The organism is Bradyrhizobium sp. IC3123, from assembly GCF_020193625.1.
In the GTDB taxonomy this organism is placed as follows: Bacteria; Pseudomonadota; Alphaproteobacteria; order Rhizobiales; family Xanthobacteraceae; genus Bradyrhizobium; species Bradyrhizobium yuanmingense.
On the sequence record NZ_JADYVF010000010.1, the window covers coordinates 150,566 to 168,736 of the forward strand.

Genomic DNA, 18,171 nt, shown 5'->3' on the forward strand with positions numbered 1-18,171 from the left:
CTGTTAGACTGCCGCAAGCGCGACGAGCGTTTCCTGATAGGCCTCGAACGCATCGCGCCGATCGGCGGCGTAGGGCTCGACCCGCACCAGGCAGGTATGGGCCGAGCAGCCCTGGCCGAATTGAGACGTGCCGATGTCAAGCGTGAGCACGTTCGGATTGCCGGCGACCTCGAGGCCGCTATTGCCGGTCGGTGTGAACCAGGCGCCGGTCGGGAGCACAAGCACCCACCGGCGGACCTCGTCGCTGACCTCAGCAGTCGCAAGGCATTCCCCGCGGTCGTTCCAGATGCGGATCGTCTGGCCGTCGACGATGCCGAGAGCAGCCGCGTCGTCAGGATGAAGACGGGCCTGTTCACGGCCATTGCGTTTCATGACGCGGCTCGATGGGCCGGTTTCAAGCTGGCTGTGAAGACGACCAGCCGGCTGATGCGAGATGAGGTGCATTTGGCCAGCTTCTGCAGTGCCGAGCCATTCGGCGGGCTCGATCCAGGCAGGATGCGAGCGGCAGTCGGGATAGTCGAGCCTGGCAAGCGTCTCGCTGCCGAGTACGATCTTCCCGCTTTCGGTGTTGAGCGGGTATTCCTCGGGCTCGTTGCGGAAGTCGGCCAGGAACGTGTGGTCTGCCTTGACCGGGCAGTGGGCATAGCCGGATTCCCAGAACGCATCGAACTCCGGCATCTCAAAGCCGAAGCGCTTCGAGGCGTCGTCGCGGCAGGCTTCGTAGAGATGCCGGACCCAACCCATTTCGTCGCGGCCTTCGTTGAAGCGCTCGGCCACACCGAGCTTGCCTGCAATCGCGTTGAAGATATCGAAGTCGGAGCGGGCTTCGCCCAGCGGCTCGATGGCCTTCTTCATGGCCAGGATGAAGTCGGAGCGCCTGTTGCCGGCAAGATCGTTACGCTCGATCGACGTGGTTGCCGGCAGCACGATGTCGGCCCGTTGGGCTGTCGCGGTGAACATCGGGTCCTGCACGATGATCGTTTCGGGCCTCGTCCAGGCTTCCGACAGGCGGTTGAGATCCTGATGATGGTGGTAAGGATTGCCGCCCGCCCAATAGACCAGCCTCGTATCCGGATAGGAGCGGATCTCGCCTTCATAGCTGAATGGCCGACCGGGATTGAGCAGCATGTCGCTGATGCGCGCCACCGGGATGAAGCTGTCGATCGGCCTCTTCAGCTGTGAAATGGCTGGAGACTTGCCGAGATTGAGCGGGGCCCCGACACCTGCCAGCGAAGCATAGCCGTAGCCGACACCGCCGCCCGGCAGCCCGATCTGGCCGATTATCGAGGCCAGTCCGAGCGCCGCCCAGAACGGCTGTTCGCCGTGATGGGCACGCTGCAGACTCCAGCTCACCGTCAACATGCTCCGCGTGTCGACCAGGCGCCTTGCGAGCTCGGCAATCTGGCCTGCACCGAGCCCGCAGATGCCGGCGGCCCACAAGGCGTCCTTTCGTCCGCCATCCGCCTTGCCTTCGAGATAGCGAAGAAGACGATCCGCGCCGCTGGTGCAGCGCGCAAGGAAATCCGTGTCGTGCCGGCCGGCCTTCACGATCTCGCCGGCGAGGCCGAGCATCAGCGCAGTGTCGGTGTTCGGCCGGATCGGCCACCATTCGGCATCGACCCAGTCCGGCAGATCGTCCTTCAGCGGCGAGACGTGGATGACCTTGACGCCACGCTCGACGATTTTCCTGAGATAAGTCTCGAGGCGGTGGCTGCCAATTCCTCCGGCCTCGTTTTGCGCGGTTCGTGGCGACAGAGCGCCGAACACCACCAGCGTCTCGGTGTGCTGCGCGATCGTGTCGAGCGTATTGGCGCGGCCGCCACACGCATCGTCGTTGCCCAGCGTGTGGCGCAGGATCACCGGACCCGCCGCGATGGAATAGGTATCGACGTGCCGGGTGAAGCCGCCGGCCAGATTGAGCATGCGCTTCAGAAGCGAAGAGGCATGATGCAGGCGCCCCGAATTCGTCCAACCATAGGAGCCCGCAAAGATCGATGCGTTCCCGAACGTGTCGGCGACGCGGCGCACTTCGTCGGCAACCAGCGTTGTCGCCTCGTCCCAGCTGACCGGCACAAATTTTTCCCGGCCGCGTCCCCGGCGATCGCTTTTCTCGCGCTTGTCCAGCCAGCCGGAACGGACCATCGGCCGCAGCACGCGCCGCTCGGGATTGGCCCATTCGGCAATGGAATGGATGATCGGGGACGGCGCCGGATCGTGCTGGAACGGTTCGACGCCGACGATGCGGTTATCCTCGACGAGGATCGTGTACGCACCCCAATGGCTGCAATGCGGGATCCGTTTGATCCTGCTCATGCGTCCACCGCTCCAAGTTCGCGCCGCATCTGCGCGGCGAATTCGGGATAGGTCTCGGCGAGTTCGTCGAACACGCGGCCGCGGAGCACGTCGAGTGTCGATCGATCGGGCAGCGCGGTCTGCCGCGGCTCGGCGTCATGCTCGAATCGAAAGCCGGTCGCCTGCTTGATCTCCGCAAGATCGTGCCCGGGGTGAACACTCTCCAGCTCGAACCCCGGCCGCGTCTTGTCGAATCGAAAGAGTCCCTTGCCGGTCAAGAGAGCCACGGGGCCGCCGCTCCGGAACACTCCCTCGGGACTGACGCCGGGGGCACTGATGAAGTCGACCTTCTCGACGAAGACGCGCGGCGTATGCTCCTCGCGGAACAGGATGACCCGCGGCACGACGAAATAGAGATAGGCCGACCCGAACGAGCCGGGCCAGCGCACGCTGGAGCGCGGATAGTGACCGGTGCCGACGAGGTTCACGTTGCCAAGGCCGTCGATCTGGCCGCCGCCGAGGAAGAACGCGTCGATCCGGCCCTGACCTGCACAATCGAACAGCTCCGCCGAACCGTTGGTGAAGAAATTATGCTCGACAGAACCGAGGATGGAGAGGCGTGGACCAACGGCGCCACGCGCCTCCTTCATTGCACGCAGCAGCATCGCGCCGGCGGCAGGAATCGGAGAGGAGGCGCCTACGGCAACATGCCTGACGCCATCGAGCAGCCGCGCGATCGTGCAAATCAGCACTTCGCGAGGGAGAACGTCCGACATCACGCGGGCTCCATCTGCGCCTGCGCCATATAGGCCGAGAAGCCGTCGGCCGTTCGCGCGGCCTTCGCATAACGCGCGATCTCCGCGCTATCGGCGGCATACTCGCCCCATAAACCGTATGGCCATGCGCCCTTCGGTGCGCGCGCGACTGCCGTGACGTAGAGTGCCGGCAGCACGCCGGCCGCGCTCATCTCGTCGGCGAGCAGATTTTCCTCGACGATGCGCTCCACCGTGACGAGAACTGTCTGCGAAGCGTAGGCCATTGCGGCAAGCTCGCGGCGTCGCCCGATCCAGACATTGCCGAAGCGATCAGCCATCGGCACATGGAAGATCGTGACGTCAGGCTTGATGGCGGGAATCAGCACGATCGGATCGCCTCCATCCGCCAGCGGATTGTCGACGACACGCCAATCGTCGCGGTGGCGCAGCAGATCCGTTCCGATCAGCCCGCGAAGGGGCATGAAGGGGCTGCCCTTCTGCGCCGCCATCAGGCCCGCATGGATGGCAGGACAGGTCGCGTCCTTCAGTCGAACCGCGCCTTCCTTGACCGCCGCGTTGAACCGGGGCGCTCCACCTGCTTCGCCCAGCGAGACCGCACTGGTCTCCACCGTCCGGACCAGACCTGCGCCGACAAGCTGGTCGAGCTGCAATCCGCCGGTTGGCACGCAGACCAGATCGAGATCGCCCGCGCCATGCTCGATCATTGGACGCGTCATGGCCATGGAGACGCCGGCGTAATCGACGGGCAGCGCGACGCGCATGCCCGGCTCGATGTGCTTCGCCATGACGCGAGGCTCGCTCAACACCATCACCCTCCCGGCTTTGTTCTATATTGTAGAACGCAATTCCAAATTATGTTAGGCGGATTTGGACGATGCTGTCAATCTGGCTTCGCCGGCGGAGCCTTCATTTCCAGGACTTTCGCGCGCAGCCGGCCGCAGCAGCGCACTTTTGCGCCGCGATCAGGCGGCGCGACTTGACAAGACGACGCGCTGCTCCAACAATAATTGGAATAGCGTTCTACAATATAGAACACACTGGGAGGATAGAATGGGCGAGCCTTCGGCTCAGCGTGTGATGCGCTCTGGCAATGCGAACGTTCGGACATTGCCAACCGGCCGCCTCCGGGACCGCGACGCGATCGGATCGAGCATTGCCGTCCGCGAAGCGGTGAAAGCTTACGGCAACTTTCATGCGGTCGACCGGATCAGCATCGACATCGAGCCCGGCGAGTTCATCACGCTTCTTGGCCCATCCGGCAGCGGAAAAACGACGCTGCTCAACCTTGTCGCCGGATTCCAGAGCCTCGACAGCGGCGAGATCCTCGTCGACGGCAAGCCGGTCCACAACGTACCCACGCACAAGCGCGGCTTCGGCATGGTGTTCCAGAGCTACGCGCTGTTCCCGAACATGACGGTCAGCCAGAACGTCGCGTTTCCGCTTCGGATGGCGGGGGTCGACCGGGCGACTGCGGAGCGGCGCGTCGCCGAAACGCTGGAGATCATGCGGCTGACGGAGCATGCGACGAAGTCTCCCTCGCAAATGTCGGGTGGACAGCAGCAGCGCGTCGCGATTGCCCGCGCCATCGTCAGGAAGCCCAAGGTCGTGCTGATGGACGAGCCCCTCAGCGCCCTCGACCGGCGGTTGCGCGAGCAGATCCAGATCGAGATCCGCGACCTTCACCAGACCATCGGCAGCACAATCCTGTTCGTCACCCATGACCAGGGCGAAGCCCTGACGATGAGCGACCGGATCGCGGTACTCAACGCCGGCAAGATCGTTCAGATCGGCCGCCCCCTGGACATCTACCGGCATCCGACAGATCGCTTCGTCGCCTCGTTCGTCGGCGAGAGCAATCTGATCGAGGCGGAGATTCTGCAGAAGCGCGGATCGACACTGACGATGAAGAACCGTGCAGGATACGTGTTCAGCGCCGAAAGCCGGGACTCGATCGACGTCGGACGCGCAACTGTGCTCGTGCGTCCGGAACGCATCGCCGTGTCGAACGAGCCGGCTGCGAATTCCACGCCCGTCAGCGTCACGTCTGCGATCTTCCTCGGCGAGATCCTGCGGATCGAGGCGCAAATGGAGGGCGGAGATCCGCTCCTGATCCGCTGCACCGACATGGCCGACCGGCCATTGCCGAACGTCGGGGATCGTCTGCACGTGAGCTGGGGCGCCGCGGACTGCTGGGTGCTTGCATGACCGCGGCATCGATCGGCACCCAAGCAGGCCGTCCTGCGGATCTCGATCTCGTCAGGAGGTTGAAGGATCCGACGCTGCTGCTCCTGCCCGCGCTCGCGTTTCTGGCCTTCATCTATCTGCTCCCGCTGATCGATCTAATCCGCATCAGCGTGAGCGGGCCGTCGTGGTCGACCTATTTCGAGCGGGTATTCGCCATACCGCTCTATTGGGATTCGCTCGTCCGCACGATGCAGATCTCGGTCACCGTCGCCGGACTGTGCCTGCTGTTCGGATATCCGACGGCGCTGCTCATTCACCGCAGCCGCGGCATGACCCAGGCCCTGATCGCGACCGCGATCGTGCTGCCCTATTTCATCGCCATCCTGATCCGAACCTACGCCTGGATGGTCCTGCTCGGCCGCAACGGGCCGGTCAACAAGCTGCTGGTTTCGGTCGGAATATTGAGCGAGCCGGTGCAGCTCCTCTTCAATCGCGGCACGGTACTTCTCGGCATGACCGCGGTGCTTCTGCCGCTGATGGTGCTGACGATCTATTCCAGCGTGGCGCGCCTCGATCAAAGCCTGACCCGCGCGGCGCTGGCCAGCGGCGCCGGGCCCATTGCGGCGTTCTGGCGCGTGTTGCTGCCGCTGACCCTACCCGGGATGGGCGCCGGCTTCCTGCTGGTCTTCGTCGCAGCGATCGGGTTCTTCATTACGCCCACGCTGCTCGGGGGACCCGGCGACCAGATGTTTGCCATGCATATCACCCAGCAGGCGGACTCGGTCACATCGGAGGGATTCCTGCAGGCCTTGGGCGTGGTGCTGCTGACGATCACGCTGGCGGTGGTCGCGGTGGCCGGACGCTTCCTCGGCTTCGAGTTCATCTGGGGCGGCCGCAAGCTGACCGAGGCCGCACCGACGACGACTGACCGCCACGCTGCCGATGTCGGCCGCCGTAGTTTCGGCGCCTCAGCTGCCGACTTGATAGGCTGGCCGCTTCTGAGACTTTTCGGGCGGCTGCCGGCGAGCTTCGGGACCTGGACAGTTCGCCTTCTGGGCGGACTGGTCATTACCGTTCTCATCCTGCCGATCATCGTGGTGATGATCATTTCGTTCAGCAGCGCAAGCTATCTGACCTTCCCGCCGCCGGGCTTCTCATTTCGCTGGTATGAGCAGTTCTTCTCCGATTCGAACTGGATGCGGGCGTTCTGGACATCCTTGGTCGTCGCGGCGATGTCGGCCGGAATCGCGATCGTGCTGGGCGCGTCGGCCGCCCTCGGCATCGTCAGGAGCAGCATTCGCGGCAAGTCCACCATCATGCTGCTGCTCGTAAGTCCGATCATCGTGCCTCCGGTCGTGCTCGGCCTGTCGCTCTACAGCCTGTTCCTGCGTTTCGACCTGGTCGGCTCCGTCTTCGGCCTTGCCGCGGCGCATGCGATCGGCGGCCTTCCGCTCGTCGTGGTGATCCTGTCCGCATCGCTTCAAGGCGTCGATACCAGGCTCGAACAGGCAGCTTCCGTCCATGGCGCATCGTCCCTGACCGTGTTCCGCCTGGTGACGCTGCCGGCCATCATGCCGGGCCTCGCTGCAGCGACATTCTTCGCCTTTCTGCACTCGTTCGACGAGTTGGTGCTGACGCTGTTCCTGTCGAGCGCGGAGCTGAAGACGCTCCCGCTCATGCTGTGGGGCGACATCAATTACCGGCTCAATCCGGTGCTGGCCGTGGTCTCGACGCTGGAGGTGCTGCTGGTGGTCGCAGGGCTCGTCCTTGCACGGCCCGTTCTCGCCACGTCGCGGAAGGCAACGTGACACAGATCAATTTCAACTGGAGGAAAGAGAAAATGCTGGGAATGAAACGCTGGCGACTGTCGGTTTCCGTATTGGCCTCGGCCCTGTGCATCGCGATGGGGACGGGCCCGGCTCAGGCTCAGAGCAACGTCGTGATCATGCAGGACCCGGGCGGCGGATATGGCGATGCATTGCGCAAGGTCATGTACGATCCGTTCGAGAAGGCGACCGGCATCAAGGTGGTCACCGTCCAGGAGGCGCGTAGCGGCCCACGCATCAAGGCTCAGGCCGAGGCCGGCAAAGCTCAATGGGACCTGACGTTCATCTTCGACCAGGAGACCAAGCTGCTCGGCGACTGTTGTCTCGCCGACATCGACTATTCCAAGCTGTCCGACGCGGCCAAGCAGACGCTGGCGGCCATGCCGGACAATCTTAAGCGCAAGAAGGGCGTGGCGCTGCAGGTGATCGGCGTCGGCCTCGTCTACAACAAGGACAAGTACAAGGGCGAGAACGTGCCGACCAGCTGGGCCGACTTCTGGGACGTGAAGAAATTCCCTGGCCGGCGCTGCATGCCCGCCTGGCCGCGTTTCGTCTTCGAGGCGGCGCTGATGGCCGACGGCGTAGAGAAGAGCAAGCTCTACCCGATCGACATGGAGCGGGCGCTGAAGAAGGTCAAGGAGATCAAGCCACACATTGCCAAATGGTGGACGACATCCGCACAGCCGCCGCAGCTCCTGCTCGACGGCGAGGCCGACATGTGCATGGCCTACACCGGTTCGATGAGCAAGCTCGCGCTGGAGGGCGCCCCGATCGAGCTGACTTTCAATCAGGGCTTCATCTACTACGACTTCTTCTCGATTCCCAAGGGAGCGCCGAACTACGACAACGCGCTGAAACTGCTGTCCTGGCGGCTCGAGCCCAAGCGCGCGGCGCAGCTCACCTCGACCTTCCCGGTCGCCCTTCCCTCCCAGGTCGTGTTCGAGGCCGCAACCGACAAGAAGCTCGCGCGCTACTGGGCCAACAACCCGGACAACGTCTCGAAAGCGATCGAATGGAGCCCGGATTATTGGGGCGCGACTTCGCCGGCTGGAAATTCCACCAATGAAGAGTACGGGCAGGAGAAGCTCAACGCCTTGCTGGCCCAGTAAGCAGGCTGATCAGCCCCGATCCGAAAGGATCGGGGTTAATTCCACACCCGGGCTATTGCCGTTCGCGCGGCCATGCTAGATCGAGTGAAATATCATTCTATTTTGGCTGGTGGATGGATAAGGCTTTTACCAAGGGACTGCGTCTCCTGGAAGCACTTGCTCTGAGCGAGCAGCCCCGCGGCGTCACTGACCTCGCGAGCGAGCTGAAGCTCACCAAGAGCAACGTGCATCGGCTGCTGATGACTTTGCAATCTCAAGGCTATGTGCGCCAGATCCCCCCGCACAGCACCTACGAGCTCACGACCAAGATCTGGGCGCTCGGCAGCCATGTCATCCATCGGATGGATCTCATCAACGTCGCGCGACCGGCAATGACGAAGCTTGCCGAGATCACCGGCGAAACCATTCACCTGTCGGTGCTCGAGGACACCGACGTGGTCTACGTCGACAAGATCGAAAGCGCTCACCATATCCGTGCCCATACAAGCGTGGGCATGCGCGCACCCGCTTTCACCATGGCGACAGGCAAAGCGATGCTCGCACATATGCCTGATGACTACCTGGAACGGTTCCGTCCGCATCTGAGGCGCTACACGGAAACGACGCGAACGACGATCGAGGAGCTGCGGGAGGACATCGAGCTGGCACGCGCGCAGGGCTACTCCTCCGTGCTGCACGGCGAGTGGCGCGAAGGCATCGCGGCCTGCGCTTGTGCCATCCTCGGTCGTTCCGGCGAACTCGTGGGAGCGATTGGCATGTCCGGGCCCGACAGCCGCATCAAGCGCAAGCAGATAAAAGAATATTCGGTTCACGTGATGGAGGCAGCCCGAACCATCGGCGCTGCCCTCGGCTATTCCAGTAGGCCGGCGGCATATCCAGCAATGCGAGGCGGTCCTAGACAGTCACATCAATCACGACGAGCCACCTGATCTTTCCAGGACGGCGTTGGTGCCGGGCAACGGAAGCAGCCGCTGCTCGTCCATCGCGGACTTCAGATCGAGGTCCGCACCCGTATACCCGGCCAGGAAGTGGGCATCCCCCCGCTCACTCGCAAAAGCCGAGGGCGACAACGGCATCGGCTTCACGGACGCGCTCGATTCGCTCGACCGCGCCCGCGCCGCCGATCGCAGCGGCGACATCGACGCGTGCAGCCGGGAGATCGCACGCGCGCGGGCCGTCCTGAGATAGCAAATGCCGCTCAAGGGTCGAAGGCAAGGCGATGCGCGCAACGCGGTCGTGCAGCCGTGGGAGCAGGACGTGCGTTCTGGAAATACCCGCCCGAGCGCAGGTTTCTAATGTCAATGCAATCAGGTGGAGCCTTCTCCATGCATAAACAGCACTCATCGAACAATAGGCCACACACGGGCCGGGATCGCGCCGAGCCTTCTTGATGAATTTCAGTGCGATGCTTGCTGCGTCTTGCACCTGCCGCTAGGGGTTCGATCTGCGTCCGACTTCAGCATCCGGGCGGCAGCACCGGCGACACGCCGGGCGTTGGTGCTGCGCCTGAAGCGTTCGCCGGCAGCACAGACGCAGGCGAGGCGAGATTCATCGAGACGCCTTCCATGCAAGCCGAGCTGTTCGGGCTGGGCACAACCGCAGCGTTCGGGTCTATACCCGTCCCACCGGCACCACTGGCTTCCGCCTGAATCGTACCAGGTGCGGGGCTTGTAGCCACTTGCGGGATCGACAATGGCAGGGACGCAGCGCTCGTCACCTCTCCCCCCGGCGTCGAGCTGCATCCGACCGTCGTACCTGTTTCTGAGGGCGCAGCTGAGGAGATCGTACCGGTGGCGCTGCTGTTCCGCCTTATCACCGGCAGCAACGGCGCCGCGATGTCCGGTGGTGCAAGGCCTGTCGGCGATACGGTCGGCGTCGCCGGCACCGGCGTCGGCGATGACGACGGCGGAGCGCAGACGACCACCGTCCCCGGCGTCGTCGGATCCGACGCGAGCGGAACCGGCGCCAGCGTCGTGTCCGGAGCACCCGACACGGTCATTGCGGAAAACGGCCCGGGACTGTTGAGCGGTGAGACCACGATCGCGCCCGGCACCGTCGGCAGATCCATTGCAGTAGTGCCGGTCGTTGCGACCTGTGCCTGACCAGCAGAGCCTCCGAGCAGCAACGCCGTCGTGGCTGCGAGTACAATTCGCATCATCTTTCGCGTCCTAGCTCGCCTCGCTCTTGCGAACGGTGACCTTGCTTCCCTCCGCCAGATTGACCGCGGGATTGAGCACGACCTGGTCGCCGGGCTGCACGCCGTCGCGCACTTCCACCGTGGTGCCGAAATCCCGGGTGATCGAGACCTGCTGAAAATGGACCGTGTTGTTGCGCACGACCACGACATGCAGGCCGTTCTGGTCGAAGACGAGCGCATCGGATGGGATCGTCGTCGATGCTGTCCTGCGCGGGATCGATAGTTCGACCGTGCAATATATGCCCGGACTGAGCAGGCCATCCGGATTGGGCACGTCGATCTCGGTTAGCAGCGTCCGGCTTCCCGGCTGCAGCGCGGTTGCGATCCGCGTGACCTTGCCCGCAAACGTCCGCCCCGGAATCTCGGGGACGCGGATATCCGCATCGACGCCCGGGCCAACGCCGAACGCTTCGTCCTGTGGCACGAACACCTGGGTTCGGATCACGTCGGAATGCATCAGCGTGAACATGAAGGTGGACCCGGCTGATACCAGGCTGCCGTTGTCCACGTTACGCTGCGTGACCACACCGTCGAATGGCGCCACTACACGCTGATAGGACTTCTCCTGCTGAAGAACTCGGATCTGCGCTTCCTGCGCCGTGATATTCGACTGGGCGACACCCACCGCGCCTTGCTGCGCGCGCAGGGTGAGACGATCGTTGTCGCCCTGTTGTGCCGTCAACCAGCCCTGCTTGACGAGATTGCTGTCGCGCGAGTTGGTCACGTCGGCCAGTTCCCGGCTTGCCTCCGCCTGCTGAAGCGCGGCCTGGTCCTGCGCGAGCGTCGCTTGCGCCTGCGCGATCTGCTGGTCGAGCTCGGGCGCAGTGATTTCCACGAGCAGCTCGCCCTTCTTGACCCGATCGCCGATATCGACGTAGCGCTTCTCGATGTAGCCGCTGGTCCGCGCGAAGATGTTGGCCGCCTCGAACGCGGTCGTCGTTGCCGGCAGGCTCACCTTCATGATGTCGCCTCCGGGCTTCACCGTCGCGACCCGAACCTCGGGAAGGTTGGTTCGAGCCTGTTCTGCCACAGCGGCAACGCCACGCATGGCCTCATAGTGCCGCCAGCCGCCGATGCCGAGACCGCACGCAAGCATGAGGAGCACGCCTCCGCCGAGCAGCGCGCCGCCGTAACGGCGTCCGGATCGAGGGCCCTTTCCCGGCAATTCCACAATCCGGAGGCTCTCCGCCCCCGGGCGGTGTGTCGCCCCGTCGTCATCGGTCCTTGCGCGAACGTCACTCATTCCGGTTGCTCCTCGAATACCCCATGATGAGGCTTGCCGTCGTTGCCTTTGCGCAGCATGGCGAAGAGATAAGGCACGATCAGCAGAGTAGTCGGTGTTGCAAACAGCAGACCGCCGATGACCGCCCGCGCGAGCGCTGCATTCTGCTCCTCGCCGGGCCCGCCGATCGCCATCGGGATCATGCCGACGATCATCGCCGCCGCGGTCATCAGCACGGGCCGGATTCGCGTCCGGCCTGCGCTCAGCGCCGCCTGGAATGCCGAATGCCCCTTCAATTGCTCGTCGCGTGCGAATGTCACGAGCAGGATGGAGTTCGCGGAGGCTACGCCGATCGCCATGATGGCTCCCATCAGCGAAGGCACGTTCAGCGTCGTCCCGGTGATAAACAGCATCGTCACGATGCCGCAGAATGTCGCCGGCAGTGCCAGGATGCCGACAAAGGGATCGCCAAAATTCTGGTAGTTCACGACCATCAGCAGGTAGACGAGGATGGCCGCGAACAGCAGTCCAAGGGAGAGATCGCGGAACGATTGGTGCATGCTCTGGATCTGGCCGAGAACCTGGATCGAGTTGCCCGGCTGGAGTTGCTTCTGCAGCGTGGACGTCACCTTCTCGATGTCAGCCGCGACGCTGCCGAGATCACGGCCCTGCACGCTCGCATAGACATCGTAAACCGGCTGCACATTGGCTTGGTTCGAGTTGGTCGAAACGGTGCCCCGCTTGAAGGTCGCAACATTGCTGAGCAGGCCCGGCACCGTCTGCCCGCTTGCGGCAAGCGAGGCCGAAACCGGCGTATTGCCCAGCGCGTTCAGCGAATTGGTCCTGTACTCTGGCGTCTGCACAGCCAGGTAATAGGGAATGCCGGAAGTCGGATCCGTCCAGAAGTTCGGCGAGACCTGCGCGGACGATGAGAGGCTGACATTGATGTTGGTTGCCACCGTGCTCGCATTGAGACCGAGTTGCGCGGCGCGGGTGCGGTCGATGTCGGCGTAGAATGCGGGAGCATCGACCTCCTGCTGCAGATGGGCATCGACCACGCCGGGGATCGTGGCGAGACTCTTTTGCAGTTCCTTGGCGACGGCGAGATTGTTGTTGCCGTAACCGACCGTGCGGACATCGATCTGCGCCGGGAGACCGAAGTTCAGGATCTGCGTGACGATATCGGCCGCCTGGAAATAGAACGTGTCCTCCGGGAATGCCCTCGGCAGCACCTGCCGCAGCCTCCTGATGTAATCCGCCGTCGGCTGGTGCCCTTCCTTCAACGACACGAGAATGGTGCCGTCGTTCACCCCGATGGTGGAACCGTCCGTGAAAGCAAGGTTATAGGGCCGCGCCGGCAGGCCGATATTATCGACGATCAGCGCCCGGTCGTGCTCGGGAATGACCTCGCGGATCTTGTCCTCAACTGCCTGGAAGATCGCTTCCGTCCGCTCGATCCGCGTGCCCGCGGGGGCGCGAACATGGAGCTGGATCTGGCCGCCGTCGATCAGGGGATAGAAGTCCTGGCCGACATAGGCGAACATCGTGGCGCCGAGCGCCAGCACCAGCACGGCGACGACGGGTATCACTGCGCGGTGCCGCAGCAGTTTCAGCAGCAGATCGGAGTAGCCGTCGCGCAGGCGTTCGAAACCGCGCTCGAATGCCGCGGAGGCGCGTGCGAGGATGTTTGACGGCCGATTGCCCTCGCCATGACGTTGCTCGCCCTTCAGGAGCAGGCCAATGGTGATCGGCGTCAGCGTCCGCGACAGGCCATAAGACGCCAGCATCGCGAACACCACGGCAAGGCCAAGCGGCGTGAACAGATATTTGGCCGGACCCTCGAGGAATACGACCGAGATGAACACGCAACTGATCGCGAGCGTCGAGACCAGCGTCGGAATGGCGATTTCGGCGGCTCCGTGCAGAGTCGCGTCCGGCAGCGGCATGCCTTCCTCGGTCCAGAGCCGGTGCGTGTTCTCGATCGTCACCGTCGAATCGTCGACGAGAATACCGACGGCAAGAGCAAGGCCGCCGAGCGTCATGGTGTTGAGGGTCTCGCCGAGGAAATAGAGGACGATCAGCGAGGACAGCATCGCCAGCGGGATCGAGATCAGGACGACGAGCGTCGATCGCCACGATCCCAGGAACACCAGAATCATCAATGCCGTCAGGCCCGCCGCGATCGCGCCTTCGCGCAGCACACCATCGACCGAGTGTGTGACGAAGATTGACTGGTCGAACAGCTCGTTCACCTTCAGCCCCGCGGGCGCCGACGCGCGGATCGACGTCAGGGCCGCTTTCACGCCGTTGACGACGACCAGCGTGGAGGCATTGCCGTTCTTGATGACGCTGAGCAGGACGGCGCGGTGGCCATCCTCGCGCACAATGTTCTGCTGAACCTGGGCGCCGTCGCGGACCTGGGCGACGTCCTTCAGGAAGATCGTCGCCCCGTTCGCGAACTTCACCGGGATCATGTTGAGATCCTGGATCGTCGCCGGCGTCGCGTTGGTACGAACGGTGTACTGGGTGTCGCCGATCTTGGTCGTGCCGGTCGGCAGCGTCAGGTTCTGCGTGTTCACTGCGTTGACGATGTCGAGCGGTGTCAATCCGCGCGCCAGCAGCTTGTTCGGATCGAGGTCAACCATGATCTGGCGGTATTTGCCGCCGGTAGGCGTGGGCAGGGTCACGCCTGGAACGGGAGCCAGTTGCTGGCGGACCCGGTAGATGCCGAAATCGTAGAGCTGCTGCTCATTCAGGTTGTTCGATTCGAGGCTGAGCTGGAGCACCGGCACGCTTGAGGCATTGAACTGCACGATGATCGGCGGCTGGATGCCGGGAGGCATCAGAGCGCGGATGGCGTTGGTCGCCGAGACGATCTGCGAGATCGCGAGATCGAGATTGACGTCCGGCTGAAAGTAGATCTTCTGAACCGACAAGCCGTTGAGGGTCTGCGCCTCGATATTCTTGATACCGCTGACATTGGCGCTGATCGAATACTGGCTGTAGGTGCTGACGCGCTGTTCCATCTCCGGCGTGGAAAGGCCGGTGTAGCTCCAGATGACAGTGACGACGGGAATCCGGATCTCCGGAAAGATGTCTGTCGGCATCGAGCGAATTGCGATGCCGCCGAGGAACAGGATCAACGCCGCAAGCACGTAGAAAGTATGCGGAAGCCGCAGCGCGAAGCGAACAATTCCCATGATTGGTCTGCCTGAAACAGGGTTACGCAGGATCGTCGGACAAGTGAGGGCGGCCGCGCCTCCGTTCAAATGAAAACGAATTCAGTCGCTGCACGCGGCGGCGTGTGACACATCATGCGCAGCGTTCACGACGGCCCGTTTGACTTTGGCGAAGGTACGGATCTCGATCTGCCGAACCCGCTCGCTGGATATGGACAGCTCTCGGGCGAGCTGATCGCGCGTAACAGGACATTCCTTCAGGCGCCGCGCCTCGAAGATATGACGCTCCCGCGGCGCGAGCCCGTCCAGTGCAGCGCGCAAAGCCCTGCTGCGCTGCTCCGTCTGGTCGTGATCGGCAAGCATCGTCTCGGCGTCGACCGCACCATCGACCAGCAGGGCCTCCAGCTCGGTTCCACCGTCCTCGTCACCGACGCGCGCGTTCAGCGACATGTCGCGGTGGAGTCGCGCGTCCATCTCGATCACCTCGCGCGCCGTCACCTCGAGCTTCCCGGCGATCAATTCGGCGACGTCGGGTGTGAGCCCGGCCATCGCACTGCTGGTGGCTTTCCTGATCTCGCCGCGGAGTTTGAAAAACAGCTTCTTCTGCGCAGCCGTCGTCCCGATCTTGACCAGGGACCACGATCGCAGGATGTAGTCGTGAATGGTGGCCTTGATCCACCAGATCGCATAGCTGGAGAATCGGGCGCCGTGCCCGGGCTCGAAGCGCGACGCCGCGATCACGAGGCCGAGGTTCGCTTCCGCGATCAGATCGACCAGCGGCAGACCGTATCCCTTGTAACCCCTCGCCAACTTGGCGGCGAGCCGAAGATGGCTGGTGACGAGCGCATCCGCGGCGCGCCGGTCCCGCGTTTCCTGCCAGCGACGCGCCAGCTGCTGCTCCTGACCTGATTCAAGTAGCTCGTAGCGCCGGATTGCGGCGGAATAGGCGGTGAGGAACGGCGTCGACACCGCTGCGATCGGCACGGCAACAGGATCGCGGCACACCACCTCATGGCTCGTCTGCATTTGTCACTCCTATAGTCCGGGCCGGCTGATTGATCTCGGAGGCACCGCACGTCATTTGGCTCATCCCATCTGGCCGGCCTCTGCGTGCAGCAATGCGCGTGACCGGCGCGCGATGGGCCTGCCCGCACTCCCGGTCCAGGCGAGGATCTCGATCCGCCCACCGGGAGCCGGGCCAATGATCAGCCGGAAGCCGTGCAGCTTGACGATCGCCGCCACCAGGCTCAGTCCAAGCCCGACGCCCGGCGTATTGCGCATCTTGTCGGAGCGGTAAAACCGCCGCAGCACTGCTTCGCGCTCCTGCTCGCTGATGCCGGGCCCGGTATCGCTAACGCGCACCAGCGCGGTCTCGTCCTCCGCCTGCAGGGCGAGGTCCACCCGCCCGCCGGACGGCGTGAATTTGATGGCGTTGTCGACGAGGTTGGCGACTGCCTCGAACAGCAGGTCGCGGTCACCCCACACCTGCACATTGCACTCGGTGACGACGCCGAGCCCGACATGCTTGTCCTCGGCGATCGGCTCGTAGACGTCGCACACCTCCCGCAGAATCTCGTCGAGCGCGACGTCGCCAAACCCGGCCATACGGCGGTTGTTCTCGATCTCTGTCAGGCGCAGCAAGGCCGTGACGATCGCGAGCGACTGGTCGATGCCGGCGATGGCCTTGTCCGCAACGTCCTGCAGCTGTTCCAGCGTCGCCGCATGGGTCCGGCCGCGCTCCAGCGCCAGACGGACGCGGGTCAGCGGCGTCCTGAGATCATGAGCGATGTCGTTGCCGACGCCGGCGAGCGCATTGATCATCGTCTCCATCTCGTCGAGCATGCCGTTGACGATCCCGGCCAGCCGCGCAAACGGGTCGTCCGTCCCGCCCTCCGGAAGCCGCTCGCGCAGCTCGCCGGCCACGATGCGCTGGACCCGCTGGTTGACCTCCTCTACGCGTCGCTGGGCGCGCAAGCTCAGCCAGGCACCCGCAAGCAGGCAGAGGCTGAAGGCCGGCAGCAGACCCAGGGCCAGGGCCTGGCCCACCACGATCGATATCTCGCGCGTCTCGTCGACGTTCCGTCCCATCACCAAGACATCGCCGTCCTCGAGACGGCTGCCGACCACCCTGACGACGGGACCATGCGCCGTCGGCTTCTCCAGCAGATCGAGTTGCACGCCCTGCGCCGCCCCATCGAGCCCGAGTTCGCGCGGCAGGCGGTCGATATTCCCGGCCAGCCTTTTGCCGGCAGCATCGAACAGTCCCGCGTACTGAACGCCCCTGGAATCCTGCGCGAGGTGATCCGCGATGGCGCTGACGCGGCGGGCCGGGGACAATTCCGCGACGAAGTGGATCTGCGTGGTGATCATGCGATCGGACCGCGCGACCAGATAGGCATCGAGCTTCCAGTAGATGAAGGCGAACAAGGCGACCACGAACAGCGCGAAGGACGCCGCCACGGCCAGAGCCCAGAGAAATGTGCTGGAGCGGATCAACTGTGTCTGCTGCATCGCCCGTCTCTCCTACCGCGAGCGAAGGACGAAGCCGGAGCCTCGGACATTGTGGATGAGCTGTGTCTCCCCGGGACCGTCCACCTTGTGACGAAGCCGGCCCATATGCACGTCGATCAAGTTGGTGGTCGCCGGAACGAACTTGTAGTTCCAGACCTCCTCGAGCAGCATCGCGCGCGTCAAGAGCTGATCGCTCCGGCGCATCATGTACTCGAGCAAGCGGAATTCGCGCGGCAACAGGTCGAGCCTGCGCTCGCCGCGTCGCGCGGTGCGCTCGATCAGATCGAGCTCGAGGGGCCCGACATGCAGGATGGTTTCGCGGCTGTCGCTCGGCCGGCGCAGCAGCGCCTCGATTCGCGCAACCAGTTCGATGAGCGCGAACGGCTTTGTGAGATAGTCGTCCCCGCCCATGCGCAACCCGCGCACCCGGTCATTCACGGCGCCAAGCGCACTCAACACCAGCACAGGCGTCCTCACCTGCTCCTTGCGCAGCACCTCGATGACGGTCAGCCCGTCAACTCCCGGGAGCATGCGATCGACGATCATGGCATCGGGGCTCGACGCACGCGCGCGCTCGAGACCGTCGACGCCGTTGCCGGCCCACTGCACCTCGAAGCCGCGATCGCCGAGTTCGGCGAGGATCGCCTCGGCGGTTTCAGTGTCGTCCTCAATCAGGAGAATCCGGGTCATGAGCCTCGTACCATAATTCCCACGGCGTCTCGACGCGCGGTTGGGCAGCACGGGTACGGCGTCGGGCCGTGTCATGCTCAGTGCCCGCGTACGTCGGACGCGCGTCGCTGATGCCGCCTGTTGCCGGTCGCCCGCTGCGCTATGAGGTAGCTCTGCCGCGCGCACCGCGCCACTAAATTGCGGTT

The 18,171-nt window shown here is 63.9% G+C and carries 14 protein-coding genes; 5 read left to right on the forward strand and 9 right to left on the reverse strand.

Translation table 11 applies throughout. The features are described 5' to 3' along the window. Positions 1–3: 3 nt before the first annotated feature. The 3 genes from I6F20_RS27770 to I6F20_RS27780 are packed head-to-tail and all read right to left on the reverse strand — an operon-like array spanning position 4 to position 3,853. Positions 4–2,313, reverse strand: a complete 2,310-nt coding sequence (locus I6F20_RS27770; protein ID WP_225128719.1) for a molybdopterin-dependent oxidoreductase — start codon at positions 2,311–2,313, stop codon at positions 4–6. Next, positions 2,310–3,068: a CoA transferase gene (locus I6F20_RS27775; RefSeq protein ID WP_225128721.1), complete on the reverse strand. Its 759-nt coding sequence runs from the start codon at positions 3,066–3,068 to the stop codon at positions 2,310–2,312. The genes I6F20_RS27770 and I6F20_RS27775 overlap by 4 nt, the downstream gene beginning before the upstream one ends. Then, positions 3,068–3,853: a CoA transferase subunit A gene (locus tag I6F20_RS27780; protein ID WP_225128722.1), complete on the reverse strand. Its 786-nt coding sequence runs from the start codon at positions 3,851–3,853 to the stop codon at positions 3,068–3,070. Before I6F20_RS27780 ends, I6F20_RS27775 begins: the two co-directional genes overlap by 1 nt. A gap of 265 nt (positions 3,854–4,118) precedes the next feature. On the opposite strand from I6F20_RS27780, the gene I6F20_RS27785 reads away from it, so the two are divergent. The 4 genes from I6F20_RS27785 to I6F20_RS27800 all read left to right on the forward strand — a co-directional run bounded on the left by I6F20_RS27785 (position 4,119) and on the right by I6F20_RS27800 (position 9,116). Further along, positions 4,119–5,273 carry an ABC transporter ATP-binding protein gene (locus tag I6F20_RS27785; RefSeq protein ID WP_225128724.1) on the forward strand — a complete coding sequence of 385 codons (1,155 nt, stop codon included), beginning with the start codon at positions 4,119–4,121 and terminating at the stop codon, positions 5,271–5,273. Further along, positions 5,270–7,060: an ABC transporter permease subunit gene (locus I6F20_RS27790; RefSeq protein WP_225128726.1), complete on the forward strand. Its 1,791-nt coding sequence runs from the start codon at positions 5,270–5,272 to the stop codon at positions 7,058–7,060. Before I6F20_RS27785 ends, I6F20_RS27790 begins: the two co-directional genes overlap by 4 nt. Before the next feature lie 32 nt (positions 7,061–7,092). Further along, positions 7,093–8,187 carry an extracellular solute-binding protein gene (locus tag I6F20_RS27795; RefSeq protein ID WP_036011588.1) on the forward strand — a complete coding sequence of 365 codons (1,095 nt, stop codon included), beginning with the start codon at positions 7,093–7,095 and terminating at the stop codon, positions 8,185–8,187. 113 nt (positions 8,188–8,300) lie between these two features. Then, complete coding sequence (locus tag I6F20_RS27800) at positions 8,301–9,116, forward strand: IclR family transcriptional regulator (RefSeq protein WP_036011591.1); 816 nt, start codon at positions 8,301–8,303, stop codon at positions 9,114–9,116. A 115-nt stretch (positions 9,117–9,231) separates the two neighbouring features. Here the strand turns inward: I6F20_RS27800 and I6F20_RS27805 are convergent, their stop codons facing one another. After that, the gene (locus I6F20_RS27805) at positions 9,232–9,612 is read right to left on the reverse strand and encodes a hypothetical protein (RefSeq protein ID WP_225128727.1); all 381 of its coding nucleotides are present in this window, start codon (positions 9,610–9,612) and stop codon (positions 9,232–9,234) included. A 365-nt stretch (positions 9,613–9,977) separates the two neighbouring features. Here I6F20_RS27805 and I6F20_RS27810 point away from each other — a divergent pair, with 365 nt between their 5' ends. Beyond that, positions 9,978–10,289, forward strand: coding sequence for a hypothetical protein (locus tag I6F20_RS27810; RefSeq protein ID WP_225128728.1), 312 nt, complete (start codon positions 9,978–9,980; stop codon positions 10,287–10,289). A gap of 66 nt (positions 10,290–10,355) precedes the next feature. Here I6F20_RS27810 and I6F20_RS27815 read toward each other — a convergent pair whose 3' ends face one another. The 5 genes from I6F20_RS27815 to I6F20_RS27835 form a co-directional block, all read right to left on the reverse strand. Beyond that, on the reverse strand, positions 10,356–11,627 hold the full coding sequence (locus I6F20_RS27815; RefSeq protein WP_036026697.1) for an efflux RND transporter periplasmic adaptor subunit: 1,272 nt from the start codon (positions 11,625–11,627) through the stop codon (positions 10,356–10,358). Then, complete coding sequence (locus tag I6F20_RS27820) at positions 11,624–14,806, reverse strand: efflux RND transporter permease subunit (protein WP_225128729.1); 3,183 nt, start codon at positions 14,804–14,806, stop codon at positions 11,624–11,626. Before I6F20_RS27820 ends, I6F20_RS27815 begins: the two co-directional genes overlap by 4 nt. Before the next feature lie 81 nt (positions 14,807–14,887). Further along, entirely contained in the window at positions 14,888–15,811 is a 924-nt protein-coding gene (gene rpoH, locus I6F20_RS27825) for an RNA polymerase sigma factor RpoH (RefSeq protein WP_036011601.1), read from the reverse strand. Positions 15,812–15,871: 60 nt separating this feature from the next. Further along, positions 15,872–17,296 (reverse strand): sensor histidine kinase, encoded by a 1,425-nt coding sequence (locus tag I6F20_RS27830; RefSeq protein WP_225128730.1) that lies wholly within the window; start codon positions 17,294–17,296, stop codon positions 15,872–15,874. 12 nt (positions 17,297–17,308) lie between these two features. Then, positions 17,309–17,986, reverse strand: a complete 678-nt coding sequence (locus I6F20_RS27835) for a response regulator transcription factor (protein ID WP_192893334.1) — start codon at positions 17,984–17,986, stop codon at positions 17,309–17,311. Positions 17,987–18,171: the final 185 nt, after the last annotated feature.